We start from the raw sequence: 25,305 nt of genomic DNA, 5'->3' as shown, positions 1-25,305 counted from the left end.
GCCCCGCGTACGGCTGCGGAAACGATCAGGCGTCGACCGGGGACCCGCCCGGAGCCTCGGTACGGGGTGCGTCGAGCCGGGCCTGTGAGACCTTCGACTCCAAGGCGGCCAGGGTCTTCCTCGACCGGCGTGCCGAGTGCAGGGCGCTGCCCGTGAGCAGCAGCAGGGCCACCCACACCAGGGCGAAACCGGCCCAGCGCTCCGGCGGCATGTCCTCGTGGAAGTAGAGGATGCCCAGCACGAACTGGAAGACCGGGGCCAGGTACTGGAGCAGGCCCAGGGTGGACAGCGGCACGCGGATCGCCGCAGCCCCGAAGCAGACCAGCGGCAGCGCGGTGACGAGGCCGGTGGAGGCGAGCAGCGCCCCGTGGCCCACGCCCTCGGTCGTGAAGGTGGAGTGCCCCCGCGCGCCGAGCCAGAGCAGATAGCCGAGCGCGGGCAGGAACTGGATCGCGGTCTCGGCGGCCAGCGACTCGACGCCGCCGAGCCCCACCTTCTTCTTCACCAGCCCGTACGTCGCGAAGCTGAACGCGAGGCAGAGCGAGATCCACGGCGGGCGGCCGTAGCCGACGGTCAGGACGACGACCGCGGCGAACCCGGTCGCCACCGCCACCCACTGCACGGGCCGCAGCCGCTCCTTCAGCAGCAGCACACCCATGGCGATGGTGACCAGCGGGTTGATGAAGTACCCGAGGGACGCCTCCACCACATGGCCGGCGTTCACGGCCCAGATGTACACGCCCCAGTTGACGGTGATCACCGTGGCGGCCACGACCACCAGCGCCAGCCGGCGCGGGTCGCGCAGGAGTTCCCCGGCCCAGGCCCAGCGTCGTACGAACAGCAGGGCCGCGGCGACGAAGACCAGCGACCACACCATCCGGTGGGCGAGGATCTCCATCGCCCCGGCGGGCTTCATCAGCGGCCAGAACAGGGGGACCAGGCCCCACATGCCATAGGCGGCGAAACCGTTCAGCAGACCTATGCGGTGCTCACCCTTGGACGTCCCGGGCACGGGCCCTCCCTCCGCTCCTCGTGCGCCGACGCGCGCGCGGGCACGAAGGTAACGCCGCGCGCCCCCGGCTGTCATGTCCGTATCGCCATACGGTCATGACAGTCGGGGGCGGGCAGGGGAGGCGCCGGGCAGGTGCCGGTCTCGGCTGTGGTCAGGCGCGGGTCAGTCCTTGAACGCGGCCTCGACGGCGTGGGCCAGCGGGGTCGTCGGGCGCCCGGTCAGCCGGGAGAGGTCGCCGGAGTCGACCACCAGCTCGCCCCGCGAGATCGAGGTGTCCACCCCGGCGAAGACGGCGGCCAGCGGCTCGGGCAGCCCGGCGCCGGTGAGGATGCCCAGCATCACCTCTTCGGTGACCGCGTTGTAGGTGATCTCCCGGCCGGCCGCGCGGCTCAGCTCGGCCGCGTACTCGGCGAAGCTCCACGCCGTGTCGCCGCCCAGCTCGTACGTCCGGTTCTCGTGGCCCTCGCCGGTCAGCACCGCGACCGCGGCGGCCGCGTAGTCGGCGCGGGCGGCCGAGGAGACCCGGCCCTCGCCGGCCGCGGCCACGACCGCGCCGTGCTCCAGCACCGGGGCGAGCCGCTCGGTGTAGTTCTCGTGGTACCAGCCGTTGCGCAGCAGCGTGTACGGCAGACCGGAGGCGAGCAGCACCTCCTCGGTGGCCCGGTGGTCATCGGCCAGCGTGGCCTTCAGGGAACCCGGGGCGCTGGTGTACGCGAGCAGCGCGACGCCCGCCGCCTTCGCCGCCTCGATCACCACGGTGTGCTGCCGCACCCGGTCGTTGTCGAATTCGTTGCCCGAGATCAGCAGGACCTTGTCGCCCGCGGCGAACACGGTGCCGAAGGTCTCGGGCGCGTTGTAGTCGGCGACGGCCAGCTTGACGCCGCGGGCCGCGAAGTCCGCGGCCTTCTTCTCGTCGCGTACGACGGCGGTGATCTGCTCCGCCGGAACCTTCTCCAGCAGCTGCTCCACGACGTGCCGGCCGAGGTGTCCGGTGGCTCCGGTGACGACGATGCTCATGGTCTCTGACACTCCTTGTGAGGGGGGCTAGAGCACTAACCATACGGCTAGCGCTAACTAAAAGAAAGTGCAGCCCTCGGGAAAGTGCATCCTCGTCCTGACCTCGCCCGGACACGCGAAGAGGCCCGGAACGGTCGTCCCGGGCCTCGTGGAGCGGTGTACCGGTATCGGCGGGTGGTGTCAGCCGACGACCGTCCAGGTGTCGCCGCCCGCGAGCAGCGCGCCCAGGTCGCCCTTGCCCCTCCGCTCGATCGCGGTGTCCAGCTGCTCGGTCATCTGCTCGTCGTAGACCGGGCGTTCGACCGAGCGGAAGACCCCGATCGGGGTGTGGTGCAGGGTGTCCGGGTCGGCCAGGCGGGAGAGGGCGAAGGCGGTGGTCGGGGACGCGGCGTGGGCGTCGTGGACCAGCAGCTCCGCCTCGTTCTCCGGGGTCACGGTGACCACGTCCAGGTCACCGGTCCGCCGGTCGCGTACGACTCCTCGCGCGCCGCCGGCCCCGAAGCGGATGGGCTGCCCGTGCTCCAGCCGGATCAGCGCCTCCTCGGCCTGCTGCCGGTCCTTGAGGGCGTCGAACGCGCCGTCGTTGAAGATGTTGCAGTTCTGGTAGATCTCGACCAGCGCGGTGCCCGGGTGCTCGGCGGCGGCGCGCAGGACCTCGGTGAGGTGCTTGCGGTCGGAGTCGATGGTCCGGGCCACGAAGGACGCCTCCGCGCCGATCGCCAGGGACACCGGGTTGAACGGCGCGTCCAGCGAGCCCATCGGCGTCGACTTGGTGACCTTGCCGACCTCGGAGGTGGGCGAGTACTGGCCCTTGGTCAGACCGTAGATCCGGTTGTTGAACAGCAGGATCTTCAGGTTCACATTGCGCCGCAGCGCGTGGATCAGATGGTTGCCGCCGATGGAGAGCGCGTCGCCGTCACCGGTGACCACCCACACGCTCAAATCCCGCCTGCTGGTGGCGAGACCGGTGGCGATGGCCGGGGCGCGGCCGTGGATGGAGTGCATCCCGTAGGTGTTCATGTAGTACGGGAAGCGGGAGGAGCAGCCGATGCCGGAGACGAAGACGATGTTCTCCCTGGCCAGCCCCAGTTCCGGCATGAAGCCCTGCACGGCGGCGAGGATCGCGTAGTCACCGCAGCCGGGGCACCAGCGCACTTCCTGGTCCGACTTGAAGTCCTTCATCGACTGCTTGGCCTCGGCCTTGGGCACCAGCTGGAGCAGTCCGTTGCCGGAGTCAGTCATCGATGGCCTCCTTCAGCGCCGTGGCGAGCTGCTCCGCCTTGAACGGCATGCCGTTGACCTGGTTGTACGAGTGGGCGTCGACCAGGTACTTCGCCCGGATCAGGGTGGCCAGCTGCCCCAGGTTCATCTCCGGGACCACCACCTTGTCGTACCGCGCGAGCACCGCGCCGAGATTGCGCGGGAAGGGATTGAGATGGCGCAGATGCGTCTGCGCGATCGAGTCGCCGGCCGCGCGCAGCCGCCGTACCGCCGCCGTGATCGGCCCGTACGTCGAACCCCAGCCGAGGACCAGGGTCCGCGCGCCGTGCGGGTCGTCCACCTCCAGGTCCGGGACCTCGATGCCGTCGATCTTGGCCTGGCGGGTGCGGACCATGAAGTCGTGGTTGGCCGGGTCGTAGGAGATGTTGCCCGTGCCGTCCTGCTTCTCGATGCCGCCGATGCGGTGCTCCAGGCCAGGGGTGCCCGGCACCGCCCAGGGGCGGGCGAGGGTCCCGGGGTCGCGCTTGTACGGCCAGAAGACCTCGGTGCCGTCCTCCAGGGTGTGGTTCGGACCGGACGCGAACCGGACCCGCAGATCCGGCAGTTCCTCCAGGTCCGGGATGCGCCAGGGCTCGGAGCCGTTGGCCAGGTAGCCGTCCGACAGCAGCATCACCGGGGTGCGGTACGTCAGCGCGATCCGCGCCGCCTCCAGGGCCGCGTCGAAGCAGTCCGCCGGGGTTCTCGGCGCGACGATCGGCACCGGCGCCTCACCGTTGCGCCCGTACATCGCCTGGAGCAGGTCCGCCTGCTCGGTCTTGGTCGGCAGACCGGTGGACGGGCCGCCCCGCTGGATGTCCACCACCAGCAGCGGCAGCTCCAGGGAGACCGCCAGGCCGACGGTCTCGCTCTTGAGGGCGACACCGGGACCGGACGTGGTCGTCACCGCGAGCGAACCGCCGAACGCCGCGCCCAGCGCCGCGCCGATGCCCGCGATCTCGTCCTCCGCCTGGAAGGTCCGCACCCCGAAGTTCTTGTGCCTGCTCAGCTCGTGCAGGATGTCCGAGGCCGGCGTGATGGGGTACGAGCCCAGGAACAGCGGCAGGTCCGCCTGCTGGGAGGCGCTGATCAGACCGTAGGCCAGGGCGAGGTTGCCGGAGATGTTGCGGTAGGTGCCCACCGGGAAGGCCTTGGCGGCCGGGGCGACCTCGTAGGAGACCGCGAAGTCCTCGGTGGTCTCGCCGAAGTTCCAGCCCGCGCGGAACGCGGCGATGTTCGCCGCCATGATCTCCGGCTTCTTCGCGAACTTCGACCTCAGGAACTTCTCCGTGCCCTCGGTGGGCCGGTGGTACATCCAGCTCAGCAGCCCGAGGGCGAACATGTTCTTGCTGCGTTCGGCCTCCTTGCGGGAGAGGTCGAACTCCTTGAGGGCTTCCACCGTCAGGGTGGTCAGCGGCACCGGGTGCAGGCCGTAGGCGTCGAGCGAGCCGTCGTCCAGCGGCGAGGCGTCGTAGCCCACCTTCTGGAGGGCCCGCTTGGTGAACTCGTCGGTGTTCACGATGATCTCGGCGCCGCGCGGCAGATCGCCGATGTTGGCCTTCAGGGCCGCCGGGTTCATCGCGACGAGGACGTTCGGCGCGTCGCCCGGGGTGAGGATGTCGTGGTCGGCGAAGTGGAGCTGGAACGAGGAGACACCGGGCAGGGTGCCGGCGGGGGCGCGGATCTCGGCGGGGAAGTTCGGCAGGGTGGAGAGGTCGTTGCCGAAGGAGGCGGTCTCCGAGGTGAATCGGTCCCCGGTGAGCTGCATGCCGTCACCCGAGTCCCCCGCGAACCGGATGATCACCCGGTCCAGGCGGCGCACGTCCTTCGCCCCGCCCGGTTCGCGCTGCTCCCCGACGACTGATCCGTCGGCCTGCTCCGTTGGGCTGCTGACCTGGCTGGTCACTGAACTGGACCTCCTTCGAGGCGGCTGTCCGGGGCGTGGTCGTCCCACGGACCATCCCAGGATCAACCCTACGTCGGTTAGGGTCGCCTTCCCGAGGTCATCCGGAGATTCGGATGATGTTTCGAGACGGCGTGTAGCGCTGACATGTCAGGGCTTCCTTCCCCGGTTCGCCCCTCCACTCTCCTGCCGGGCACCCCTCGTTCCCACGGAAGCCGGATCCCCTGACGCGCCCCTGACGCCGGGGGCCGCCCACCGCCTCCCGAGGGGGTCCGGTCAGGAGCCCGGAGGTCAGGAGTTCAGGTAGGTCAGCACCGCGAGCACCCGCCGGTGGTCCCCGTCGCTCGGCGACAGCCCGAGCTTCAGGAAGATGTTGCTGACGTGCTTCTCCACCGCGCCGTCGCTGATGACCAGCTGCCGGGCGATCGCCGAGTTCGTACGCCCCTCCGCCATCAGCGCCAGCACCTCGCGCTCGCGCGGGGTGAGCCGGGCCAGCACGTCCTGCTTGCGGCTGCGGCCCAGCAGCTGGGTGACCACCTCCGGGTCCAGCGCCGTACCGCCCCCGGCGACCCGCACCACCGCGTCCACGAACTCCCGGACGTCCGCCACCCGGTCCTTGAGCAGATAGCCCACGCCCCGGGTGGAACCGGCCAGCAGCTCGGTGGCGTACCGCTCCTCCACATACTGCGACAGCACCAGCACCCCGAGCCCGGGATGCGCCTTGCGCAGGGACACGGCCGCCCGCACCCCCTCGTCGGTGTGCGTCGGCGGCATCCGCACATCCGCCACCACCACATCGGGCAGCGCGCCCTCGCCGGCCAGATCGGCGATGGTCTTCACCAGCGCCTCCGCGTCGCCGACCCCGGCCACCACCTCGTGTCCCCGGTCGGTCAGCAGCCGGGTCAGACCCTCCCGGAGCAGCACCGAGTCCTCGGCGATGACCACCCGCACCCTGTCCTCCACGATCCTTCGCCCCCGTCATGCGCGGTCCCGTGGCGACGCCCCTCGGGGACGCGCCTTCGTACGAGGACCAAGCATTCCAGGAATCGGCACACAGCGTGCCACGCCCTGTGGACAACTCGGTCGAGCGCCGGTGTATCCGCTGATCAGAGGCGAGTTGGCCGGTGCCCGGCCGTTGATTCGATCACTGTTCGGCCGTTGCGTGAGCGCCGGTCGGCCGCCGGCCCGGACACCGCTCAGCCGCGCCAGGGAAGTTCCGCTATCACCCGGGTCGGACCGCCCGCCGGGGAGTCCACCAGCAGGATGCCGTCCACCGCGTCCAGCCGGTCCTTGAGGCCCGCGAGACCCGAACCGGCGGAGGCGCTCGCGCCGCCCACCCCGTCGTCGGTCACCTGGAGCATCAGCCGGTCCTCCGAGCGCCATACATCGACCGAGGCGGAGCGTGCGCGGCTGTGCTTGGCGACGTTCTGGAGCAGCTCGCAGACCGTGAAGTAGGCGATGCCCTCGATGGCCGGGGCCGGACGGGAGGGCAGGTCGGCCTCCACCCGGACCGGCACCGTGCACCGGGACGCCACCGCCGACAGGGCCGCGTCCAGACCACGGTCGGTCAGCACCGCCGGGTGGATGCCCCGGGCCAGATCGCGCAGCTCCTGGAGCGCCGTCTTCACCTCGCCGTGCGCGTCCTCCACCATGCGCGCGGCCGCCTGCGGGTCCTCCCGCATCTTCTCCTTCGCCAGCCCCAGGTCCATCGCCAGACCGACCAGCCGGGCCTGCGCGCCGTCGTGCAGATCGCGCTCGATGCGGCGCAGGTCGGCGGCGGCCGTGTCCACCACGACGCCCCGGTCCGACTCCAGCTCCACCACCCTCTCCGACAGCAGGGAAGGGCCGAGCAGCCCGCGCACCAGCAGCCCGTCCACCGTCGTCAGGGCCCGCACCAGCCAGGGCGTGGCCAGCGCGAACAGCAGCCCGACCAGCGCGGTCACGGTGATCTCGAAGGGGTTGTCCAGGTAGATGCGGTGGTGCTCGTCGCCGTACAGCTGAAAGCCGCCCTCTCCCGCGTACGTCGGGAAGACCCAGAACCACAGGGGGTAGGTCAGCAGGGTCAGGCTCAGCGCCCACAGGGTGACCGCGACCGTGAAGGTGAAGATCGCCCAGGGGAGCTGGACCAGGGAGTACAGCAGGCTCCGCCAGGAGGCGCCGCTCTTGAGGACCGCGCCCATCCAGGCCAGCGCGCCCGGCTTGCGCACTCGCAGCGGCTCCGGGCCGGGCACGTCCACGCCCAGCAGCGCCCGCGCCCGCACCCGCTCCAGCGCGCCGAAGCCCCGGGCGCCGGCCAGCGCGGCGGCGAGGACGGGAACGCCGAGGAAGGTCACCAGCAGGCCCGCGCCCAGCGACACCATCGTCACCGTCCAGGTGAACAGCGCGATCGAGACCGGCAGGCTCAGCAGGACGTAGCCCAGTTCCCGCCAGGTGCGGCCCTCGAACGGCGCCCGCAGCGCGGCGGGGAGCCGGGGGCGGCGGCCGGGGCGCGGGCCGTATCCGTACCGCCCCTCGTCGTCGTCCATGTCGTACCTCTGGCCGTACCCGCCGTGTCCGTACTGAGTGGCCATCGATCTCGTTCCGTTCTCCTCGTCCCAACGGCGGTTCAGCCGTACCTCAAGAGTCGTGTGCCGAGGCCCTCGGGACCATGGAGTCCGTCGGCGTCCTGAACCGGGGGTTTTCCCCACCCCCGGTCGGCCCGGGGGTGTCACCGGCCGTGCCGCGCGGCTACTTCTCCCGGTCCCGCCACGGCAGTTCGGCCGTGACCTCCGTCGGGCCGCCGGCCGGGGAGTCGACCACGAACAGGCCGTCCACCGCGCCCAGCCGGTCCGCCAGCCCCCGCATCCCGGTGCCGCCGTCCAGCCTGGCGCCGCCCCGGCCGTCGTCCTGGACCTGGATCAGCAGCCGGTCCGTGCTGCGCCACACGTCCACCGACGCCGAGCGGGCCCCGCTGTGCTTGCTGACGTTCTGGAGCAGTTCGGAGACGGTGAAGTAGGCGATGCCCTCGATGGCCGCGGCGGGGCGGTCCGTGAGGTCCACGGTCACCTTGACCGGCACCGTGCAGCGGGCGGCGACCGAGGACAGGGCGGCGTCCAGGCCGCGGTCGGTGAGGACCGCCGGGTGGATGCCCCGGGCCAGGTCGCGCAGCTCCTGGAGGGCCAGTTTCACCTCGCCGTGCGCCTCCGCCACCATCTCCGCCGCGGTGTCCGGGTCCTCCAGCAGCTTCTCCTTGGCCAGGCCGAGGCCCATGGCCAGATTGACCAGCCGGGCCTGCGCGCCGTCGTGCAGATCGCGCTCGATGCGGCGCAGGTCGGCGGCGGCCGTGTCCACCACGACACCGCGGTCCGACTCCAGCTCCGCTATGCGGCGCTCCAGTTCGTCCGAGGGGGAGAGCAGGCCGCGCACCATCGCCCGGTCCGCGTTGGTCAGTCCGCGGGCGAGGTAGGGCAGCACGGGCCACAGCACGAACAGCGAGGCCAGCACCGTGCAGAACGTGAGGACGCCCCAGGGCAGGCGGATCGCTTCGTACAGCAGAGTGCGCCAGCCCACCGGGTCCTTCAGGGCCATCCACGCCCGCTGGAGCATGCCCTCACCACGGGCGAGCGGCAGCGGCGACGGCTCCTCCACCCGGACCCCGAGCAGCGCCCTGGCCCGCGCCCGCTCCAGCTTCCCCAGCTGCCGGGCGCCCAGCAGGGACAGCGCCAGCAGCGGCAGACCCACCACGGTGACGCTGAGGGAGCCGCCGACGGACAGCGCGGTGATCGCGTAGACGAAGCCGAACACCGCCGTCGGCAGATTCAGCAGGAGGTGCGCGATCTCCTTCCAGGTGCGGATGTCGTAGGCCGGCCTCGGGGGCGGGAGGCGGTCGGTGCCGCCGGACCCACCAAATATGCCGGGCCGGTCGGGGCCGTCGTACCGATCAGGGCCTTCGTGCGGGCCGGCGGCGGAGCTGGGAGCGGTCATACCGGACAGCCTGCCGAATGCGGCACCTTCCGCGCCATGCGGTACACCGCCCTCCGCCCACGGGGGAAAACCCCACCCCCGGCCTCCACCCCGGCCCTACCCAGACCCCACCCCGGCCCCCGCTCCCGGCTCTCCGGGACGTCCGCTCCCGGCTCTCCGGGACGTCTCGGGGTGTGACTGCCTGCTTACCGCTTCTTTATCAGGGCCTAGACTCCCGTGCGTACAGGTCATGAGGTCAGGGAGTGAGGGACGGACGGTGCGGGAGACGCTGGGGGACTCGACCATCGCCGCGACACACGTCGTCACCGCGGCCGGACATGTCGGCACCGGGGCCGGTTATTTCCGGTCCTACTCGGCCGTGGGGCTGCTCGCCGTCGTCGGCGTGCTGTTCGTCGCGGTCGCGTTCGGCGCCGGACGGCTGCTGCGCCCCGTAGTGCCCACCCCGGAGAAACTCCTGACCTACGAGTGCGGCGTCGACCCCGTCGGCGAGGGCTGGGCCCACACCCAGGTCCGCTACTACGTCTACGCCTTCCTGTACGTGATCTTCGCGGTCGACTCCGTCTTCCTGTTCCCCTGGGCGACGGTCTTCGCCGCCCCCGGCTACGGCGCGACGACCCTCGTGGAGATGTTCATCTTCCTCGGCTTCCTCGCCGTCGGCCTGCTGTACGCATACAAGAAGGGCGTCCTGGCATGGACGTGACCCCGGACCCCGTACTCCTCCCCGAGCCCAAGCGGCTGGGCGCGCTGGCCAGGCTGGCGCCCGAGCCCATGAAGGTGGTCCTCAACTGGGGCCGCCGCTACTCGCTCTGGGTCTTCAACTTCGGCCTCGCCTGCTGCGCGATCGAGTTCATCGCCGCGTCGATGGCCCGGCACGACTTCATCCGGCTCGGCGTCATCCCCTTCGCGCCCGGGCCCCGCCAGGCCGACCTGATGGTGGTCTCGGGCACGGTCACGGACAAGATGGCCCCCGCCGTCAAGCGCCTGTACGAACAGATGCCCGAGCCGAAGTACGTCATCTCCTTCGGAGCCTGCTCCAACTGCGGCGGCCCCTACTGGGACTCGTACTCCGTCACCAAGGGCGTCGACCAGATCATCCCCGTGGACGTCTACGTGCCCGGCTGCCCGCCGCGCCCCGAGGCTCTGCTCCAGGGCATCCTCAAGCTCCAGGAGAAGATCGCCGCCGAGTCGCTGGGGGAGCGGTACGGCCACGGCGGTGCCCGCCCGTCCGCCGCCGCGCTCCAGAGCGGTCTGGTCCGGCCGCCCGCCCCGTCCGGCGAGGAGGGCGCGCGATGAGCACGGCCGGCTGGCTGCCCGCCCCCGTCGAAGAACTGTTCGGCGCGGACGCGGTGGCGGAGGAGTCGTACGAGGTTCTGACGGTGGACGTCCCGCCGTCCGCCTGGCTCACCGCGCTCAAGACCGCCCGTACGACGCTGACCTGCACCTATTTCGACTGGCTCAGCGCGGTCGACGAACCGGGCGCCGGCTTCCGGGTGTCCGCCCACGTCGTGGCCCTGAACCCGGTCCGCCGCCTCCTCGTCCGTACGACGGTGCCGCACGCGGCGCCGGTGCTGCCGACCGCCGTCGGGGTGTACGCCGGCGCGGCCTGGCACGAACGCGAGACCTACGAGATGTTCGGGGTGACCTTCGAGGACCACCCGGGACTCGAACACCTGCTCCTGCCCGAGAACTTCGAGGGCCACCCGCTGCGCAAGGACTTCGTCCTCGCCGCCCGCGTCGCCAAGGCGTGGCCCGGCGCGAAGGAGCCCGGCGAGTCCGAGCACGGCGGCCCCAAGCGCCGCCAGATGCTCCCGCCCGGCGTCCCCGACCCCAACGAGTGGGGCCCCCTCAAGGGACAGCTCCCCGCCGCCCCGGCCCGCCCGGCCCGCGGCGCCGGGGACCGTCCGGTACGGCGCACCCGCACGGCCGCGGAAGGTTCGACCGGTCAGCAGGGTCCGGCGGAGGCCGCCGCTCCGGCCCGCCCCCGGCGGACCCGGAGCGCGAGCGAGGGTTCCGCGAGCCAGGCGGTGGAGGAGAGCGCGGCCGGTGCGCCGGCTCGGCCGCGGCGGACGCGGAGCGCGAGCGAGGGCTCGGCAAGTCAGGTGGCGGGGGAGCCGAAGGAGCCGACGGCCGAGGACGGCGCGGCCGGTGCCGAGCCGGGTCCCGCCGCCGGTGGACCGGCTCGGCCGCGGCGGGTGCGCGGTGCGGGCGAGGATTCGGTGAGCCAGGCGGCGGAGGCGGCGGAGGCGGAGGGCGGCGCAGCGCAGGGTGATACCGCGCGGACCGCGGCCGAGGGCGAAACCGCGCAGAACGCGGCGGAGGGTCCGGCGGCGTCCGGGCTTGCCCCGGCACCGGCCGGTCCCCGTCGTGCCCGCAGCGCGTCGGGGGGCTCCGCCTCCCAGCGCGCTCCGGAGCCCCCGGCCTCGGCGACCGAGTCGTCGGCGGCCGAGTCGGTCGCCGCGCCCGCGAGTCCCGGCAACGCCGACCGCCCGGCCGGCCGTACGGCCCCGCGCAGCTCGGACGCCCCCTGGCACCACGCCCGCCCGGCGTTCGACGAGCCCGGGCAGGCCACCGAGCCGGGGCAGCCCGCTGAGGCCGGGCAGTCCGCCGAAACGGAGGCCGCCCAGACGGAGCCCGGAGAGGGGGCCGCGCGAGGAGCCGTACAACCGCACGAGTCGGCCGAGTCGGCCGAGCCGCAGCCCGCCGAACCCACCGCGCCACAGCCCGCACCCGAGCCACCACGACCTGCCGAGCCTTCGGAACCTGCGGAGCCTTCGGAACTGACCGAGCCCTCCGAGCGCTCGGAACTGACCGAGCCCTCCGAGCGCTCGGAACTGACCGAGCCCTCCGAGCGCTCGGAACTGACCGAGCCCTCCGAGCGCTCGGAACCGGCCAAGCGCTCGCAACCGGAAGAGCCCTCGCAGACGGGCGAGCCGTCGGACCCGGCCGAGCCCTCGGACCCGGCCGGTACTGCCGAGCCCTCGGACCCGGCCGGTTCGCAGTCCGCGCCCGGCCAACCCCCCGTCGACCCCGATTCCCCCCCGACCGACCCCCCAGGAGGCCCGCAGTGAACGGCGCACTCGACGTCGCCCTGCGGCTCGTGGCCGTGTTCGTCGTCTTCCTCGTCTTCCCGCTGGTCGTGGGGCAGACCGAGCACAAGGTGATGGCCCATATGCAGGGGCGGCTCGGGCCGATGTACGCGGGCGGGTTCCACGGGTGGGCCCAGCTGGTCGCCGACGGCGTGAAGTTCGCGCAGAAGGAGGACGTGGTGCCGGCGCAGGCCGACCGCCGGGTCTTCCAGCTCGCGCCGGCCGTCGCCCTGCTGCCCTACCTGCTCGTCCTGCTCGTCATCCCGATCGGACCGAGCGAGGGCGCCGTCGGACAGGCCCTGGACGCGGGCGTGTTCTTCGCGCTCGCGGTGATGGGCGTCGGCGTGCTCGGCTCGCTCATGGCGGGCTGGGCGAGCGCCAACAAGTTCTCCCTGCTCGGCGGCCTGCGCACCGCCGCCCAGCTGCTGGCCTACGAACTGCCGATGCTGCTCGCCGCGGCCTCCGTCGCGATGGCGGCCGGCACGGTCTCCCTGCCGGGCATCCTGCACGCCTTCCACTGGTGGTGGCTGCCCTGGCAGCTCATCGGCGCGGTCGTCTTCTTCGTCGCCGGGCTCGCCGAGCTGCAACGCCCGCCGTTCGACATGCCGGTGGCCGACTCGGAGATCATCTTCGGCGCGTACACCGAGTACACCGGGCTGCGCTTCGCCCTGTTCCTGCTCGCCGAGTACGCCGGCATCGTCGTGCTGTGCGGCCTGACCACCGTGCTCTTCCTGGGCGGCTGGCACGGCCCCTGGGGCGCCGACGGGCTCGGCTGGGTCTGGACGCTGCTGAAGGCGGCCATCCTCGCCTTCGTCGTCATCTGGCTCCGCGTCACCTACCCGCGGCTGCGCGAGGACCAGCTCCAGAAGCTCTCCTGGACCCTCCTCGTCCCCCTCTCCCTCGCCCAGATCGCCCTCACCGGCATCGTCAAGGTGGTGATCTCCTGATGGCCGCGTCGCGCCCGCCCACCCGGTCCCGCATCCCCGGCTCCGGCCTCGCCAAGGGCCTCGCCGTCACCCTGCGCACGATGACGCGCAGGCACGGCACCGAGCAGTACCCGGACACGCTGCCCGAACTGCCGCCCCGCACCCGGGGCGTGATCGGCCTGTTCGAGGAGAACTGCACGGTCTGCATGCTGTGCGCCCGCGAGTGCCCGGACTGGTGCATCTACATCGACTCCCACAAGGAGACGGTCCCGCCCGCCGCCCCCGGCGGCCGTGAGCGCAGCCGCAACGTCCTCGACCGGTTCGCCATCGACTTCTCCCTGTGCATGTACTGCGGTATCTGCATCGAGGTCTGCCCCTTCGACGCGCTGTTCTGGTCCCCGGAGTTCGAGTACGCCGAGACCGACATCCACGAACTCACCCACGAGCGCGACAAGCTCCGCGAGTGGATGTGGACCGTGCCGGCCCCGCCCGCGCTCGACCCGGGTGCGGAGGAGCCGAAGGAGATCGCCGCCGCCCGCAAGAGCGCCGAGAAGCTGGCCGAAGCCGCGCAGGCCGAAGCCGCGGAGGCCGAAGCCGCGCGCACCGACACCGCGCGCACCGACCCCGAGGAGGGCGACGCATGAGCCCCGCCCCCGCCCTGAGCCTCGCCGCCACCCCACACGGCTCCCTCGCCGCCGCCTCGCACGGCTCCCTCGCCGCGGCCCCCCACGGCTTCCTCTCCCCGACCGGCGTCGAGATCGCCTTCCTCCTCGTCGGCCTGGTCACCTTCGGCGCCGCGCTGATCACCGTCACCACCCGGCAGCTGGTGCACGCCGCCCTGTGGCTGGTGGTCGCGCTCGGCGGCCTCGCCGTGGAGTACCTGCTGCTCACGGCCGAGTTCATCGCCTGGGTGCAGGTCCTGATCTACGTCGGCTCCGTCGTCGTACTCCTGCTGTTCGGGCTGATGCTCACCAGGGCCCCCATCGGCCGCTCCCCGGACGCCGACTCCGGCAACCGCTGGGCCGCCCTCGCGGTCGCGGTCGCCGCCGCCGTCGCCCTGGTGTGGGTGGTCACCGACGCCTTCCGTACGACGTGGATCGACCTGACCGGGCCGGCCGCCGGCACCACCCGGGTCACCGGCGCGAGTCTGTTCCGGTACTGGGTGCTGCCCTTCGAGGCCCTGTCCGTGCTGCTCCTCGCGGCCCTGGTCGGCGCGATCGTCCTGTCCCGCAAGGCCAAGGCCGAAGCAGATGCCGATGCCGACGCCGGTGACGAGCCGGAAGCCCGTACGCCGACCCCCGTCCCCGCCCAGAAGGACGGCGCCCGCTGATGCACCTCGTCTACCCCGCCGTACTCTCCGCCCTCCTCTTCTGCACCGGCCTGTACGGCGTCCTCGCCCGCCGCAACGCGATCCTGGTCCTGATGTCGGTCGAGCTGATGCTCAACGCCGTCAACCTCAACCTGGTCGCCTTCGACGTCTGGCTCAGCCGCGCCGCCCGCGACACCCTGCACTCCGGCCAGGCACTGACCCTGTTCACCATCGCCGTCGCCGCCGCCGAGATCGGCATCGGCCTGGCGATCGTGCTCGCCGTGTACCGCAACAGCGGCACCTCCGACATCGACAAGCTCCGCGACACCGCCGAAGGCCGGGGCGACGCGGAACCGGGTGCCGCCGCGGCACGGAAGACCGAGGCCACCGCGTGACCACGACCACCCTCGCCGTACTCGTCCCCCTGCTGCCGTTCCTCGGTGCCGCGGCCGGACTGCTGCTCGGCCGCACCGCGCCCGGCTTCGTGCGCCCGCTCGCCGTGCTGCCGCCGCTGGCCTCGCTGGTGCTGGCCGCACTGGTCGCCGTCCGCCAGGGCGGCGGGCCCGCCGTGGACGCGCACACGGAGCTGACCCCCACCGGCTCGGTGCCCGTCGAACTGGCCCTGCACCTCGACGGCTTCGCCGCGCTCGTCGCGATCCTGGTCGCCTTCGTCGCGACCTGCGTGCAGATCTACTCCACCGGCTACCTGCGCGACGACCCGCGCTACCCCTCGTACGCCGCCCTCGTCTCCCTGTTCACCTCCGCGATGCTGCTCGTCGTGTACTCCGGCGACCTGATCGTGCTGCTGGTCGGCTGGGAGGTCATGGGCATCTGCTCCTACTTCCTGGTCGGCCACTACTGGGAGACCCCCGAGGCCCGCGCCGCCTCCCTCAAGGCGTTCCTCGTCACCAAGCTCGGCGATGTGCCGTTCCTGATCGGCCTGTTCGCGCTCGCCACCGACGCCGGCTCCTTCCGCATCACCCGCGTCCTCGGCACCGTCGCGAGCGGCGGCCTGCACCATCCGACCCTCGTCGCCCTGCTGCTGCTCGCGGGCGTGGCCGGAAAGTCCGCGCAGTTCCCGCTGCACACCTGGCTCCCGGACGCCATGGCCGGCCCGACGCCGGTCTCGGCGCTGATCCACGCCGCCACGATGGTCGCCGCCGGTGTCTACTTCGTCGCCCGTCTCCTCCCGGTGTTCGAAACATCCGGTGCCGCGATGCTGGTCCTGGCCGTGATGGCCGCCGTGACCATGGCCGGCTCCGGCCTCGCCGCGCTCGCCCAGGACGACATCAAACGCGTCCTCGCCTACTCGACCATCGGCCAGCTCGGCTACATGACCGGCGCCCTCGCCGTCGGCGACCGCGGTGCCGCCGTCTTCCACCTCCTGTCCCACGGCGCCTTCAAGGCGCTGCTGTTCCTCGCCGCCGGTGTGATCATCCACGCCGCCGGCACCAACTCGCTGGCCGCCATGTCCCGCATGCGCGGCCTGCGCGAACGGGTCCCGGACGCCTACTGGACGATGACCGTGGCCCTGCTCGCACTGGCCGCGATCCCGCCGTTCAGCGGCTTCTTCTCCAAGGAGTCCGTCCTCGGCGCCGCCGAACACGCGGCGCACGGGGACACCGCGCACGTGCCCGGCGCGGCCGGCTGGCTCGTCCTCGTCGCCGGTCTGGTGACCGCCGTACTGACCGCCGCCTACGCCACCCGGCTGTGGCTGCTGGCCTTCCACGGCCGGGGCGCCGAGGCCCCCGACCACGGCCGCCAGCCGCTGACCATGACCCTGGTCCTGTGGGTCCTCGCGGTGCCCTCCCTGGCCTTCGGCGGGCTCGCCTACCGGGTGCTGCCCGGCTGGTTCGACGGCGCCTCGCTCACCCCGACCCCGCTCACCTCCATCCTCGGCACGGGTCTCGCCGTGGTCGGCGCCCTCCTCACCTACGGCGTCTGGCAGCGCACCACCCGAAGCCTCGTCGGCTCCCCGCTCGGCGCGGTCGCCGCCCACCCCGAGGGCGACGCGGGACTGGTCGAGGCCGAGGCCATCGCCAGCCACACCCCGGCCTACGGCGACATCGCCTACGCCCCCGACCCGGCGGACCCCGGACGGGCGCTGCTCGGCCCGCTGCACCGGCACGCGGCCGCCGGCTTCCACCTCGACGCCGTCTGCACCGCGCTGTTCGTCCGCCCGGTGCTGGCCGCGGCGAGCCTCGTCCGCTTCCTCGACCGCGAGGTCGTGGACACCTACGTCGGCGCCGCCGGCGCGCTGCCCCGGTTGCTCGGGGCCGCCGTACGCCGCGCCCAGACCGGCAATGTGCAGACCTATGTGAGCGCGCTGCTCGCCGGCACCGTCGTCCTGGCGGTCGCCGTCGTCCTCGTCGCCACGGGAGCGTGAGCAGGCGTGATCGATATCAACGAGTCCGTGATGCGGGTCCTTCTCGCATTGATCGTCGTCGGCCCGCTCATCGGCGCCGTCGCCGCCCTCCTGCCGGCCCCGCCCGGACTGAAGGGGAAGTCGCCCGAGCGGTCCGTGCTGCGCCACGGCGTCACCGTGACCGGGGTGATCCTCGCCGCCGCGATCCTGCTCGCGCTCGGCTTCGACCACCACCATCCGTCGAGGATGCAGGCCACGACCGACATCAGCTGGATCCCCGCGCTCGACGTGCGGATCCACCTCGGCGTCGACGGCATTTCCCTCCCCCTCGTCGTACTGACCGCGCTGCTGACCTTCCTGTGCGCGCTCCACTCCTACTTCAAGCCGCCCGCGGGCCCGTCCCCGAAGGCGTTCGTCGCCCTGCTGCTCCTGCTGGAGACCGGCACGCTCGCGACCTTCGCCGTGCTCGATCTGCTGCTGTTCTTCCTCGCGTTCGAGACCGTGCTGATCCCGATGTACTTCCTCATCGCCCGCTGGGGCGGCGAGGGGCGGACCCGGGCCGCGTGGAAGTTCATCCTGTTCACGCTGCTCGGCTCCGTCGTCATGCTGCTCGGCCTGCTCCTGATCGGAATCAAGGCGGGCACGTTCGACATGGTGGCACTCGCCACTGACAACGGCCGGTCCCTGACCGCGTCCGTGCAGGTCATCGCCGTTCTGGCGATCGGTCTCGGGCTCGCCGTCAAGACCCCGATGTGGCCGCTGCACAGCTGGCTGCCCGACGCCCACACCTCCGCGCCGACCGTCGGCTCGGTGCTGCTGGCCGGTGTCCTGCTGAAGATGGGTACGTACGGTTTCGTCCGGATCCTGCTGCCGGTCGCGCCGCACGGATTCCACACCTTCGCGCCGTACCTCGCCGCGTTCGCCGTGGTCGGGATCATCTACGGGTCCCTCGCCTGCCTGGCGCTCGCGAGGCGGGGCGCGAAGGGCGACCTCAAGCGGCTGATCGCCTACTCCTCCGTCGGCCACATGGGCTTCGTCCTCCTGGGCATCGCCACCATGACCCCGACCGGCGTGAACGGCGCCCTGTTCGCCAACATCGCCCACGGCCTCGTCACCGGCCTGCTGTTCTTCCTGGTCGGCGCCCTCAAGGACCGCACCGGCAGCACCGACCTCGACACACTCTCCGAGAAGACCGGCCTCGCCCTGTACGGCAAGGCGCCCCGCCTCGGCGGCCTGCTCGCCTTCGGCGCCGTGGCCTCCCTCGGGCTGCCCGGACTCGCCGGGTTCTGGGGCGAGATGCTCTCTCTGTTCGGCGCGTTCAAACCCGCGGCGGACCTCAGCCGCCCCGCGTTCCTCACCTTCATGGCGATCGGCGCGTTCGGCACCCTGCTGACGGCCGCGTACATGCTGATCGTGGTCCGCCGGGTGTGCATGGGCGGCGCCGAGCGCGAGGCCCCGAAGCTCGCCGACGTCCAGGGCTACGAGTTCGCGGCCTGGACCCCGCTCGTCGCCCTGACCGTCGTCGCCGGACTGTGGCCGCGGGCCCTGCTCGGCCTGACCGACCCGGCCGTGCACCAGCTGCTCGCAGGAGGCACCCGATGAGCGCCCAGCCCTTCGCCCAGCCGCTCACCGAGGCCGCCGCGTCCGCCGCGCCGCTGGTCCACCCCCTCGCCCAGCCGCTCGGACAGCCCCTGGCCGCGTCCGCCGCCTCGCTGGTCCAGTCCGTCGACTGGCTCGCCGTCGCCCCGCCCCTGATCGCCGCCGTCGTGGCGCTCGGCGTGCTCGTCGCCGACCTCTTCCTGCCCGAGGGCCGCAAGAACGTCCTCGGCTGGATCTCGGTCGCCGGGCTCGCCGCCGCCGCGCTGATGCTGCTGCCGCTCCTGGACGGCGACCGCGCCACCTTCTGCCTGACCGGCACCGGCGCGGGTCCCGGAACCGGCGCCCCGCGCGCGTGCAGTTACACCGCCGACCACTTCACCCTCGTCATCCAGCTCCTGGTCCTCGGCGGCGCCCTGCTCGCGGCCCTGCTGTCGATCACCACCCTGGACGACGACCGGCGGCGCGTCCCGTCGGGCGAGTTCTGGTTCCTGCTGCTGTCCGCCACGGCCGGCGCCGCCCTGCTGCCCGCCGCCCGCGACCTGGCCACCCTGATCGTGGCCCTGGAGGTCGCCTCCCTGCCCGCCTTCGCCCTGGTCGGCATCCGGCACGGCGACCGGCGGTCCGCCGAGGCCGCCCTGAAGTTCTTCCTGTCCTCGGTCACCGCCACCGCAATCAGCCTGATGGGCGTCAGCTTCGTCTACGCCTCCACCGGAACCCTCTACCTCACCCAGGTGGCGCAACGGCTTCCGGACACTCCCGGCCAGCTGCACACCCTGGCCCAGACGGGCGTCGTCCTCACCCTGATCGGCTTCGCCTTCAAGACGGCCGCCGTGCCCTTCCACTTCTGGGTGCCCGACACCTACGTGGGCGCGCCGCTGCCCGTCGCCGCCTACCTGTCGGTCGTCGGCAAGGCGGTCGGCTTCTCCGGCCTGATCCTCGTCACCGTGGTGGCGTTCCCCTCGTACGCCGACGTCTGGGGGCCCGCGCTCGCCGTCCTGGCCGCGCTCACCATGACCGTCGGCAACGTCGGCGCGCTGCGCCAGCAGGCCACGCGCGCCCGTAGTGCCGTACGACTGCTCGCCTGGTCCTCCGTCGGCCAGGCCGGCTATCTCCTCGTACCGATCGCGGCGGCCGGGTACGTCAAAGACGGGCAGAAGGTGATCGGTTCCACCGTCGCGTACGCCCTCATGTACGCCGCCGTGAACCTCGGCGCGTTCGCGGTCGCCGCCCTGGTGGGCCGGGGCCGCGCCGGGAACCGGATCTCCGACTACCGGGGGCTGTACGCCACCAATCCCGTGACCGCCCTCCTGATGGCCTTCTTCCTGCTCTGCCTGGCGGGCCTGCCGCCCGGGATCATCGGCCTGTTCGCCAAGGTCACCGTGTTCTCGGCGGCCGTCGACGCGGGCCTCGGCTGGCTCGCGGTCGTCATGGCCGTCAACGTGGTGACCGCCCTCTTCTACTACCTCCAGTGGACGGCCCTGCTGTTCCGCGCCCCCGAGGGCGAGACCGCCCGGCACCGGATCCCGGCCCCGCTCACGGCCGCGATCACCCTCGCCGGGGTGGCGGGCGTCGCCCTGTCCGGGGCACCCCAGCTGGTCCTGCGGTTCGCGGCCACCGGGCTCTTCTGAGAGGGACCGGCGGGCCCCTCCGAGGCGGCCCGCCACCCGCTCCTATGACGGCCCACCGCGCGCTCCTACGACAGCCCACCGGCCGCCCCCACAACGGCTCGCCACCCGCTCTTACGACGGCCCACCGCCCTCACCCACGACGGCCCGCCGCCCTCTCCCACGACGCCCCACCGGGCCCCCGCGAGCCCGCGCGGGGGCCCCTTCACTCGTACGGCCGCCGCGCCCGCCCCCGCCCACCTGGGAACTTGTGACCGCCACCTGGCGTTGACCAGAGCGGAAGGGTCCACTGGACCGAAGGACTGGACCGAAGGGTTCCTCGCAGTACCACTTGGAGGGCGTACCGTGCACCGCCGGCACAACGGGCTCAGGACCGCAGTACTCCTCGGGGGACTGTCGGCGCTCATCATCGTCATCGGCAGCTTCTTCGGCCGCACCGGCCTGATCGTGGCGGTCCTGATCGCCCTGGGTACGAACGCGTACGCGTACTGGAACAGCGACAAGCTGGCCCTGCGCGCGATGCGGGCCCGCCCGGTGAGCGAGTTCGAGGCCCCGGCGCTGTACCGCATGGTCCGCGAGCTGTCCACGCAGGCCCGCCAGCCCATGCCCCGGCTCTACATCTCCCCGACCGAGGCCCCGAACGCCTTCGCCACGGGCCGCAATCCGCGCAACGCGGCGGTGTGCTGCACCGAGGGCATCATGCGCCTGCTGGACGAGCGCGAGCTGCGCGGCGTCATCGGGCACGAACTGAGCCATGTCTACAACCGGGACATCCTGATCTCCTCGGTGGCCGGCGCGCTCGCCTCGGTGATCATGTTCCTGGTGAACTTCGCCTGGCTGATCCCGATCGGCCGTTCGGACGACGACGAGGGCCCCGGCCTGCTCGGCATGCTCCTGATCATGATCCTGGGCCCGCTCGCCGCCACGCTGATCCAGCTGGCCATCAGCCGCTCCCGGGAGTACGAGGCGGACGCCTCGGGCGCCCAGCTCACCGGTGACCCGCTGGCGCTCGCGAGCGCCCTGCGCAAGCTGGAGCTCGGCACCCAGCAGCTGCCGCTGCCGCCCGAGCCGCGGATCGAGACCGCGAGCCACATGATGATCGCGAACCCGTTCCGCGCCGGACAGGGCCTGTCGAAGATGTTCTCCACGCACCCGCCGATGGCGGAGCGGATCCAGCGCCTGGAGGGCATGGCGGGCCACAGGCGCTGACCCGGTCCGTTGGGGGCCGGCCCTTGTCGGTGGGGCCCGTCCGCGTGCGGCGCCCCTCACAAGACCACCTCACAGGGCCAGCGCGAGCGCCGCCCCCAGACCGCCGAGCAGGAGGGCGACGGCCGCCTGGGGCCAGCCGCCGTTTCTCCACGGGAAGAGGCGGTCCAGGGCGAGCCGTCCGGGCCCGATGGCCGCGACCGCGAGGGCGACGACGGCGATGCAGATGTTGTACTCCACCCCGCCCTTGTCCACCCACACCCCATGGGCGGCGCTCACCGTGACCATGGCGTTGATCATCACGCCCACGATCGCGGCGGCCGCGAGCGGTACCAACAGCCCGGCGGCGAGGCCGAGGCCGCCGAGGAACTCGGAGAGTCCGCCGATCGCGGCGAAGAGCTTGCCGGGGCGGTAGCCGAGCGACTCGAACCCCTTGCTGGTGGCGGTCAGCCCCGGTCCGCCGAACAGCCCGAAGAGCTTCTGGGACCCGTGGCCCGCGAGAAACAGCCCGAAGGTCAGCCGGAGCAGCAGCAGTCCGCAGTCCGCCGCGCTCACCCCCGTACGGCCGGCCCCCCGCCGGGTGGCCGACGGCGCGGTGGCGCTCGTCGGGCCGATGTGATTCCTGGGCATCTGAGAACTCCGTACGGATGCCGGGATGTGCGCTTCCCCCAAGCCTGGACAGGCGCCTGTGCCCCCGTTGTCGCCGCCCCTGTAGCGATGATTCCGGAAGTACGGCGCCCCCGCACATCGATCAGCGGCCGCCGAACCCCTGGTCCGAGCGGACGACCTCGCGGCCCAGCGGCATCAGCGAGATCGGGATGAGCTTCAGGTTGGCCCAGCCGAAGGGGATGCCGATGATCGACAGGAACAGCGGGATGCTGGTGATCAGGTGCCCCAGGGCGAGCCACCAGCCCGCGAAGATGACCCAGATGACGTTGCCGACGACCGATCCGGCACCGGCGCCCGGCCGTTCCACGGTGGTCCGGCCGAACGGCCAGAGCACGAACCCGGCGATGCGCAGGGAGGCGACGCCGAACGGGATCGTGATGATCAGGACGAAGCAGACCAGCGCGGCGATCAGATAGCCGATCGACAGCCAGATGCCGCAGAAGAGCAGCCACAGGATGTTGAGCAGCAGGTTGAACACCTTCATGATCGGTACCTCTCAGGTCACTGCGCCGGGTTTCCCTGCTGCCACAAGTATCAGCCGATCACACCTTCGAGCGGGCACGGGGGCGTCCCTGTAGCGAGATCGGGAACGATCCGGGACGAACCCCCGACCCGGCGGCGGCAACCGGGCGGAGGTTTGCCGGCGTCCTGTTCACCAAGACGGCACGAACATGCGCACGGCGGACCGCTCATCCTCACCGAGATCTCACGGGCGAGGCTGTGCGCACCGGGCGCGAAAGGGCAGGGTTGGCGCTATGGGCATCATCGCTTGGATCATTCTGGGGCTGCTGGCCGGAGCCATAGCCAAGTTCCTGCTGCCGGGACGCGACCCCGGCGGCCTCCTGGGCACGACCGTCATCGGCATCCTGGGCGCGTTCGTCGGTGGCTGGATCTCGTCCCGCTGGCTCGACCACCCCGTCAGCAAGCACTTCTTCGACGGCGCCACCTGGGTCGCGGCCATCGGCGGTTCGCTGGTGCTGCTGATCGCCTACCGGCTGGTCTTCGGCAACTCCCGCCGCGGCTGAGCACCGCCCCGGCAGCACGGAAGGGTGGGCGCCCCCGGGGCCCCACCCTTCTCTCCGTTCTCCTGCCGGTTCCTACCGGTAGTTCACGAACTGGAGCGCGAAGTCGAAGTCCTTGCCCTTCAGGAGGGCGATCACGGCCTGGAGGTCGTCGCGGCTCTTGGAGCTGACGCGCAGCTCGTCGCCCTGGACCTGGGCCTTGATGCCCTTGGGGCCCTCATCGCGGATGATCTTCGCCACCTTCTTGGCGTTCTCCTGGGAGATGCCCTCCTCGATGGAGGCGAAGATCTTGTACTCCTTGCCGGACAGCTGGGGCTCACCCGCGTCCAGCGCCTTCAGCGAGATGCCCCGCTTGATCAGCTTGGACTGGAAGACGTCGAGGACGGCCTTCACCCGCTCCTCGGAATTCGCCTCCATGAGGATCTTCTCCCCGGACCACGCGATCGAGGCGCCGACGCCCTTGAAGTCGTAGCGCTGGGAGATCTCCTTGGCGGCCTGGTTGAGGGCGTTGTCGACCTCCTGCCGCTCGACCTTCGAGACGATGTCGAAACTGGAGTCGGCCATGTCCTGTGGCTCCTTGTATCGGGGTGTGTGTCGGTGCGTGCCGGCGTGCGCGGCGGCGGCCGCCGGGCCCGGCATCCTGCCGGGCCGCATCCGCCCCAGCCTAGTCACCCCGGGACCCGAGAGCTGGAGATCAACCGGGTGGCGAAGCACCCCCGTGGATCGGGTATTGTTTACGTCGTTGCCGGGGAACGCCGCCGAAAGCGGGTTCGATTGGCGGCAAACTTGGCGGTGTGCCCGAGCGGCCAAAGGGAGCAGACTGTAAATCTGCCGGCTCAGCCTTCCCAGGTTCGAATCCTGGCGCCGCCACAGTGAGAGAAACCCCCTCTGATCGAGTTGATTGCTCGATCAGAGGGGGTTTCTCGTTGTCGCCGCGAGGCTGCGGCTTTCGAGGTGCCGGCCCCCGGGACATTGCCGGGAGCCGGGCGCCCTCGACCGGTCCGAGCGGCGGCAGCGGGGCCGGTTCAGTGCCAGTTGGTGTCGTGGGTGAGCCGGTGGTGGTGGTTGTCGTACTGGTCGACGACGGCGATGGTCTGCCCGTCGGGGACGGGCGCGGCCCAGGCGCGGTAGCTGGTGCCCGGCACGGTGACGGTCCTGGCCTTGATCTGGGTGCCGTCGGTGAGGGTCACGACGCCGTAGGCGACCTCGGGTTCGGGGTTGGCGACCATGAGGCGGGTGCCGTCGGCGCCCTTGTCGTGGAGGCCCCAGAGGCCCATCTCGCCCGCCGGGCCGGGGTCGTTCGTGCCGGTGACCGGCTGGCAGTCGGACCAGGGGCCGCCCTGGTGGTCGACGCGGACGCCGCCGATGTACATCCGCTGGCACAGCAGGGACGTACCGGGGCCGCCGTGAGGGGGCGGGGCGTAGCCCTTGGGCAGGGTCGGGTGGAACTCCAGCGCCACCGACCAGCGCTTCCCGTCCGTCTTCCCCCCGCCGACCCGGACACCGACCGTGCGGGGAGTGGGGGTGGCTGCGGGGGAGCTCGCGGGCGGTGAGGGACGGCGCGCGGGCGCGACGGAAGCGGGCGGTGGCGTGAGGTACGTGACCGACAAGCCGATGCCGACGACGCAGGCGGCACTCGCCACGGCGGCCGCGACACGGCGGCGCTTCCGGCGGGCGCGGGCGACGGTCAGGATCCGGTCGACGGGTGCCCGGGACGAGCGATACGCCTCGCGCGACCGGGCGAAGGCCGCCCGTGCCCAGTCTTCTTGGCCGTGGTCTGGAGTCATCGTGCCTCTGCGGGGCGGCTGCCCGGGTAGGTGCGGGTGAGGGACGACCGGCTGCGCAGCTTGGCCAGGGCCCGGGACGCCTGGCTCTTCACCGTGCCCACCGAGCAGCCGAGGACGTCCGCCACTTCCTCGACGGACAGGTCCTCGCAATAGCGCAGCACGACGACCGCCCGCTGCCGCTCGGGCAGGCCGGCGAGTTCGCGCGCGAGGGCGTCGTACACGTCCGCGCCGCCGGCACCGGCCCCGTCGTCGTGGACGGAACCGGTGTCGGGCAGCGACGGGAGAAGGAGATGAGTGATCCTGCGACGGCGGTACCGGCTGCGGTTGGCGTTCACCAGGGCGCGGCGCACATAGTGTTCGGCGCGCTCCGGATCCAGCCGCCGCCAGTGCGGGTACACCTTCGCCAGCGTCGTCTGCACCAGGTCCTCCGCTTCATGGAAGTCGCCGGTGAGCAGGTACGCGGTGTGGGTCAGGGCCCGCCAACGCGCGGCGACGAACCGGGTGAACTCCCCGTCCGGTCCGCTGTCCGCGGCCTTGCGGTCACTTGGCTGCACAGCAG

General features: G+C 72.0%; 24 protein-coding genes and 1 tRNA gene. 13 read left to right on the top strand and 12 right to left on the bottom strand.

Annotated elements, in window-relative coordinates; genetic code table 11:
- Positions 1-25: 25 nt before the first annotated feature.
- The 7 genes from rarD to QHG49_RS14965 all read right to left on the bottom strand — a co-directional run bounded on the left by rarD (position 26) and on the right by QHG49_RS14965 (position 9,152).
- Positions 26-1,012 carry an EamA family transporter RarD gene (rarD, locus tag QHG49_RS14995; RefSeq protein ID WP_145482637.1) on the bottom strand — a complete coding sequence of 329 codons (987 nt, stop codon included), beginning with the start codon at positions 1,010-1,012 and terminating at the stop codon, positions 26-28.
- Positions 1,013-1,174: 162 nt separating this feature from the next.
- Positions 1,175-2,029, bottom strand: coding sequence for an SDR family oxidoreductase (locus QHG49_RS14990; protein WP_145482640.1), 855 nt, complete (start codon positions 2,027-2,029; stop codon positions 1,175-1,177).
- A gap of 180 nt (positions 2,030-2,209) precedes the next feature.
- On the bottom strand, positions 2,210-3,271 hold the full coding sequence (locus QHG49_RS14985) for a 2-oxoacid:ferredoxin oxidoreductase subunit beta (protein ID WP_145482643.1): 1,062 nt from the start codon (positions 3,269-3,271) through the stop codon (positions 2,210-2,212).
- Positions 3,264-5,192 carry a 2-oxoacid:acceptor oxidoreductase subunit alpha gene (locus QHG49_RS14980; protein ID WP_145482646.1) on the bottom strand — a complete coding sequence of 643 codons (1,929 nt, stop codon included), beginning with the start codon at positions 5,190-5,192 and terminating at the stop codon, positions 3,264-3,266. The genes QHG49_RS14985 and QHG49_RS14980 overlap by 8 nt, the downstream gene beginning before the upstream one ends.
- Before the next feature lie 288 nt (positions 5,193-5,480).
- The gene (locus QHG49_RS14975) at positions 5,481-6,140 is read right to left on the bottom strand and encodes a response regulator transcription factor (protein ID WP_301492787.1); all 660 of its coding nucleotides are present in this window, start codon (positions 6,138-6,140) and stop codon (positions 5,481-5,483) included.
- 245 nt (positions 6,141-6,385) lie between these two features.
- Positions 6,386-7,759 (bottom strand): sensor histidine kinase, encoded by a 1,374-nt coding sequence (locus tag QHG49_RS14970; RefSeq protein ID WP_370530466.1) that lies wholly within the window; start codon positions 7,757-7,759, stop codon positions 6,386-6,388.
- 157 nt (positions 7,760-7,916) lie between these two features.
- Positions 7,917-9,152 (bottom strand): sensor histidine kinase, encoded by a 1,236-nt coding sequence (locus tag QHG49_RS14965; RefSeq protein WP_301490022.1) that lies wholly within the window; start codon positions 9,150-9,152, stop codon positions 7,917-7,919.
- Between the two features lie 283 nt (positions 9,153-9,435).
- On the opposite strand from QHG49_RS14965, the gene QHG49_RS14960 reads away from it, so the two are divergent.
- From QHG49_RS14960 to htpX, 11 genes are all read left to right on the top strand, one after another.
- Positions 9,436-9,852, top strand: coding sequence for an NADH-quinone oxidoreductase subunit A (locus QHG49_RS14960; RefSeq protein WP_167532155.1), 417 nt, complete (start codon positions 9,436-9,438; stop codon positions 9,850-9,852).
- Positions 9,843-10,445 (top strand): NADH-quinone oxidoreductase subunit B, encoded by a 603-nt coding sequence (locus tag QHG49_RS14955; RefSeq protein ID WP_046425874.1) that lies wholly within the window; start codon positions 9,843-9,845, stop codon positions 10,443-10,445. Before QHG49_RS14960 ends, QHG49_RS14955 begins: the two co-directional genes overlap by 10 nt.
- Entirely contained in the window at positions 10,442-12,220 is a 1,779-nt protein-coding gene (locus QHG49_RS14950) for an NADH-quinone oxidoreductase subunit C (protein ID WP_301490021.1), read from the top strand. The genes QHG49_RS14955 and QHG49_RS14950 overlap by 4 nt, the downstream gene beginning before the upstream one ends.
- Positions 12,217-13,185, top strand: a complete 969-nt coding sequence (locus tag QHG49_RS14945) for a complex I subunit 1 family protein (RefSeq protein ID WP_145482666.1) — start codon at positions 12,217-12,219, stop codon at positions 13,183-13,185. The genes QHG49_RS14950 and QHG49_RS14945 overlap by 4 nt, the downstream gene beginning before the upstream one ends.
- Positions 13,185-13,808, top strand: coding sequence for an NADH-quinone oxidoreductase subunit I (locus tag QHG49_RS14940; RefSeq protein ID WP_301490020.1), 624 nt, complete (start codon positions 13,185-13,187; stop codon positions 13,806-13,808). The genes QHG49_RS14945 and QHG49_RS14940 overlap by 1 nt, the downstream gene beginning before the upstream one ends.
- Positions 13,805-14,494 carry an NADH-quinone oxidoreductase subunit J gene (locus QHG49_RS14935; RefSeq protein WP_370530465.1) on the top strand — a complete coding sequence of 230 codons (690 nt, stop codon included), beginning with the start codon at positions 13,805-13,807 and terminating at the stop codon, positions 14,492-14,494. Before QHG49_RS14940 ends, QHG49_RS14935 begins: the two co-directional genes overlap by 4 nt.
- Positions 14,494-14,868, top strand: a complete 375-nt coding sequence (nuoK, locus tag QHG49_RS14930; RefSeq protein ID WP_145482672.1) for an NADH-quinone oxidoreductase subunit NuoK — start codon at positions 14,494-14,496, stop codon at positions 14,866-14,868. Before QHG49_RS14935 ends, nuoK begins: the two co-directional genes overlap by 1 nt.
- Complete coding sequence (locus tag QHG49_RS14925) at positions 14,865-16,859, top strand: NADH-quinone oxidoreductase subunit L (RefSeq protein ID WP_301490019.1); 1,995 nt, start codon at positions 14,865-14,867, stop codon at positions 16,857-16,859. Before nuoK ends, QHG49_RS14925 begins: the two co-directional genes overlap by 4 nt.
- Positions 16,860-16,865: 6 nt before the next feature.
- Complete coding sequence (locus tag QHG49_RS14920; RefSeq protein ID WP_301490018.1) at positions 16,866-18,440, top strand: NADH-quinone oxidoreductase subunit M; 1,575 nt, start codon at positions 16,866-16,868, stop codon at positions 18,438-18,440.
- The gene (locus QHG49_RS14915) at positions 18,437-20,065 is read left to right on the top strand and encodes an NADH-quinone oxidoreductase subunit N (protein ID WP_301490017.1); all 1,629 of its coding nucleotides are present in this window, start codon (positions 18,437-18,439) and stop codon (positions 20,063-20,065) included. Before QHG49_RS14920 ends, QHG49_RS14915 begins: the two co-directional genes overlap by 4 nt.
- Before the next feature lie 342 nt (positions 20,066-20,407).
- Positions 20,408-21,271, top strand: coding sequence for a zinc metalloprotease HtpX (htpX, locus tag QHG49_RS14910; protein WP_301490016.1), 864 nt, complete (start codon positions 20,408-20,410; stop codon positions 21,269-21,271).
- A 69-nt stretch (positions 21,272-21,340) separates the two neighbouring features.
- Here the strand turns inward: htpX and QHG49_RS14905 are convergent, their stop codons facing one another.
- On the bottom strand, positions 21,341-21,898 hold the full coding sequence (locus tag QHG49_RS14905; protein WP_301490015.1) for a DoxX family protein: 558 nt from the start codon (positions 21,896-21,898) through the stop codon (positions 21,341-21,343).
- A gap of 121 nt (positions 21,899-22,019) precedes the next feature.
- Complete coding sequence (locus QHG49_RS14900; RefSeq protein ID WP_145482689.1) at positions 22,020-22,421, bottom strand: YccF domain-containing protein; 402 nt, start codon at positions 22,419-22,421, stop codon at positions 22,020-22,022.
- A 271-nt stretch (positions 22,422-22,692) separates the two neighbouring features.
- Here QHG49_RS14900 and QHG49_RS14895 point away from each other — a divergent pair, with 271 nt between their 5' ends.
- Positions 22,693-22,962: a GlsB/YeaQ/YmgE family stress response membrane protein gene (locus QHG49_RS14895; RefSeq protein ID WP_145482692.1), complete on the top strand. Its 270-nt coding sequence runs from the start codon at positions 22,693-22,695 to the stop codon at positions 22,960-22,962.
- Positions 22,963-23,034: 72 nt separating this feature from the next.
- On the opposite strand, the gene QHG49_RS14890 is transcribed toward QHG49_RS14895, so the two are convergent.
- Positions 23,035-23,523 carry a YajQ family cyclic di-GMP-binding protein gene (locus QHG49_RS14890; protein ID WP_037663331.1) on the bottom strand — a complete coding sequence of 163 codons (489 nt, stop codon included), beginning with the start codon at positions 23,521-23,523 and terminating at the stop codon, positions 23,035-23,037.
- Between the two features lie 224 nt (positions 23,524-23,747).
- Here QHG49_RS14890 and QHG49_RS14885 point away from each other — a divergent pair.
- A tRNA-Tyr gene (locus QHG49_RS14885) sits at positions 23,748-23,829 on the top strand.
- Positions 23,830-23,984: 155 nt separating this feature from the next.
- Here the strand turns inward: QHG49_RS14885 and QHG49_RS14880 are convergent.
- Both QHG49_RS14880 and QHG49_RS14875 read right to left on the bottom strand, forming a co-directional pair.
- A complete protein-coding gene (locus QHG49_RS14880) occupies positions 23,985-24,746 on the bottom strand; it encodes a hypothetical protein (RefSeq protein WP_301490014.1) in 762 nt (253 codons plus the stop codon).
- Entirely contained in the window at positions 24,743-25,300 is a 558-nt protein-coding gene (locus tag QHG49_RS14875; protein WP_301490013.1) for a SigE family RNA polymerase sigma factor, read from the bottom strand. The genes QHG49_RS14880 and QHG49_RS14875 overlap by 4 nt, the downstream gene beginning before the upstream one ends.
- Positions 25,301-25,305 lie beyond the last annotated feature (5 nt).

This window comes from Streptomyces sp. WP-1, assembly GCF_030450125.1.
Lineage (GTDB): Bacteria > Actinomycetota > Actinomycetes > Streptomycetales > Streptomycetaceae > Streptomyces > Streptomyces incarnatus.
This window is presented reverse-complemented; position numbering and strand designations above follow the sequence as displayed.

Excerpts from the sequence above, each read along its gene's own strand:
- QHG49_RS14965 (WP_301490022.1), bottom strand. The coding sequence starts at position 9,152 with ATGACCGCTCCCAGCTCCGCCGCCGGCCCGCACGAAGGCCCTGATCGG.
- QHG49_RS14950 (WP_301490021.1), top strand. The coding sequence starts at position 10,442 with ATGAGCACGGCCGGCTGGCTGCCCGCCCCCGTCGAAGAACTGTTCGGC.
- QHG49_RS14940 (WP_301490020.1), top strand. The coding sequence starts at position 13,185 with ATGGCCGCGTCGCGCCCGCCCACCCGGTCCCGCATCCCCGGCTCCGGC.
- QHG49_RS14955 (WP_046425874.1), top strand. The coding sequence starts at position 9,843 with ATGGACGTGACCCCGGACCCCGTACTCCTCCCCGAGCCCAAGCGGCTG.
- QHG49_RS14880 (WP_301490014.1), bottom strand. The coding sequence starts at position 24,746 with ATGACTCCAGACCACGGCCAAGAAGACTGGGCACGGGCGGCCTTCGCC.
- QHG49_RS14970 (WP_370530466.1), bottom strand. The coding sequence starts at position 7,759 with ATGGCCACTCAGTACGGACACGGCGGGTACGGCCAGAGGTACGACATG.
- QHG49_RS14900 (WP_145482689.1), bottom strand. The coding sequence starts at position 22,421 with ATGAAGGTGTTCAACCTGCTGCTCAACATCCTGTGGCTGCTCTTCTGC.
- QHG49_RS14890 (WP_037663331.1), bottom strand. The coding sequence starts at position 23,523 with ATGGCCGACTCCAGTTTCGACATCGTCTCGAAGGTCGAGCGGCAGGAG.
- nuoK (WP_145482672.1), top strand. The coding sequence starts at position 14,494 with ATGCACCTCGTCTACCCCGCCGTACTCTCCGCCCTCCTCTTCTGCACC.
- QHG49_RS14935 (WP_370530465.1), top strand. The coding sequence starts at position 13,805 with ATGAGCCCCGCCCCCGCCCTGAGCCTCGCCGCCACCCCACACGGCTCC.
- QHG49_RS14905 (WP_301490015.1), bottom strand. The coding sequence starts at position 21,898 with ATGCCCAGGAATCACATCGGCCCGACGAGCGCCACCGCGCCGTCGGCC.
- QHG49_RS14985 (WP_145482643.1), bottom strand. The coding sequence starts at position 3,271 with ATGACTGACTCCGGCAACGGACTGCTCCAGCTGGTGCCCAAGGCCGAG.
- QHG49_RS14915 (WP_301490017.1), top strand. The coding sequence starts at position 18,437 with ATGAGCGCCCAGCCCTTCGCCCAGCCGCTCACCGAGGCCGCCGCGTCC.
- QHG49_RS14895 (WP_145482692.1), top strand. The coding sequence starts at position 22,693 with ATGGGCATCATCGCTTGGATCATTCTGGGGCTGCTGGCCGGAGCCATA.
- QHG49_RS14990 (WP_145482640.1), bottom strand. The coding sequence starts at position 2,029 with ATGAGCATCGTCGTCACCGGAGCCACCGGACACCTCGGCCGGCACGTC.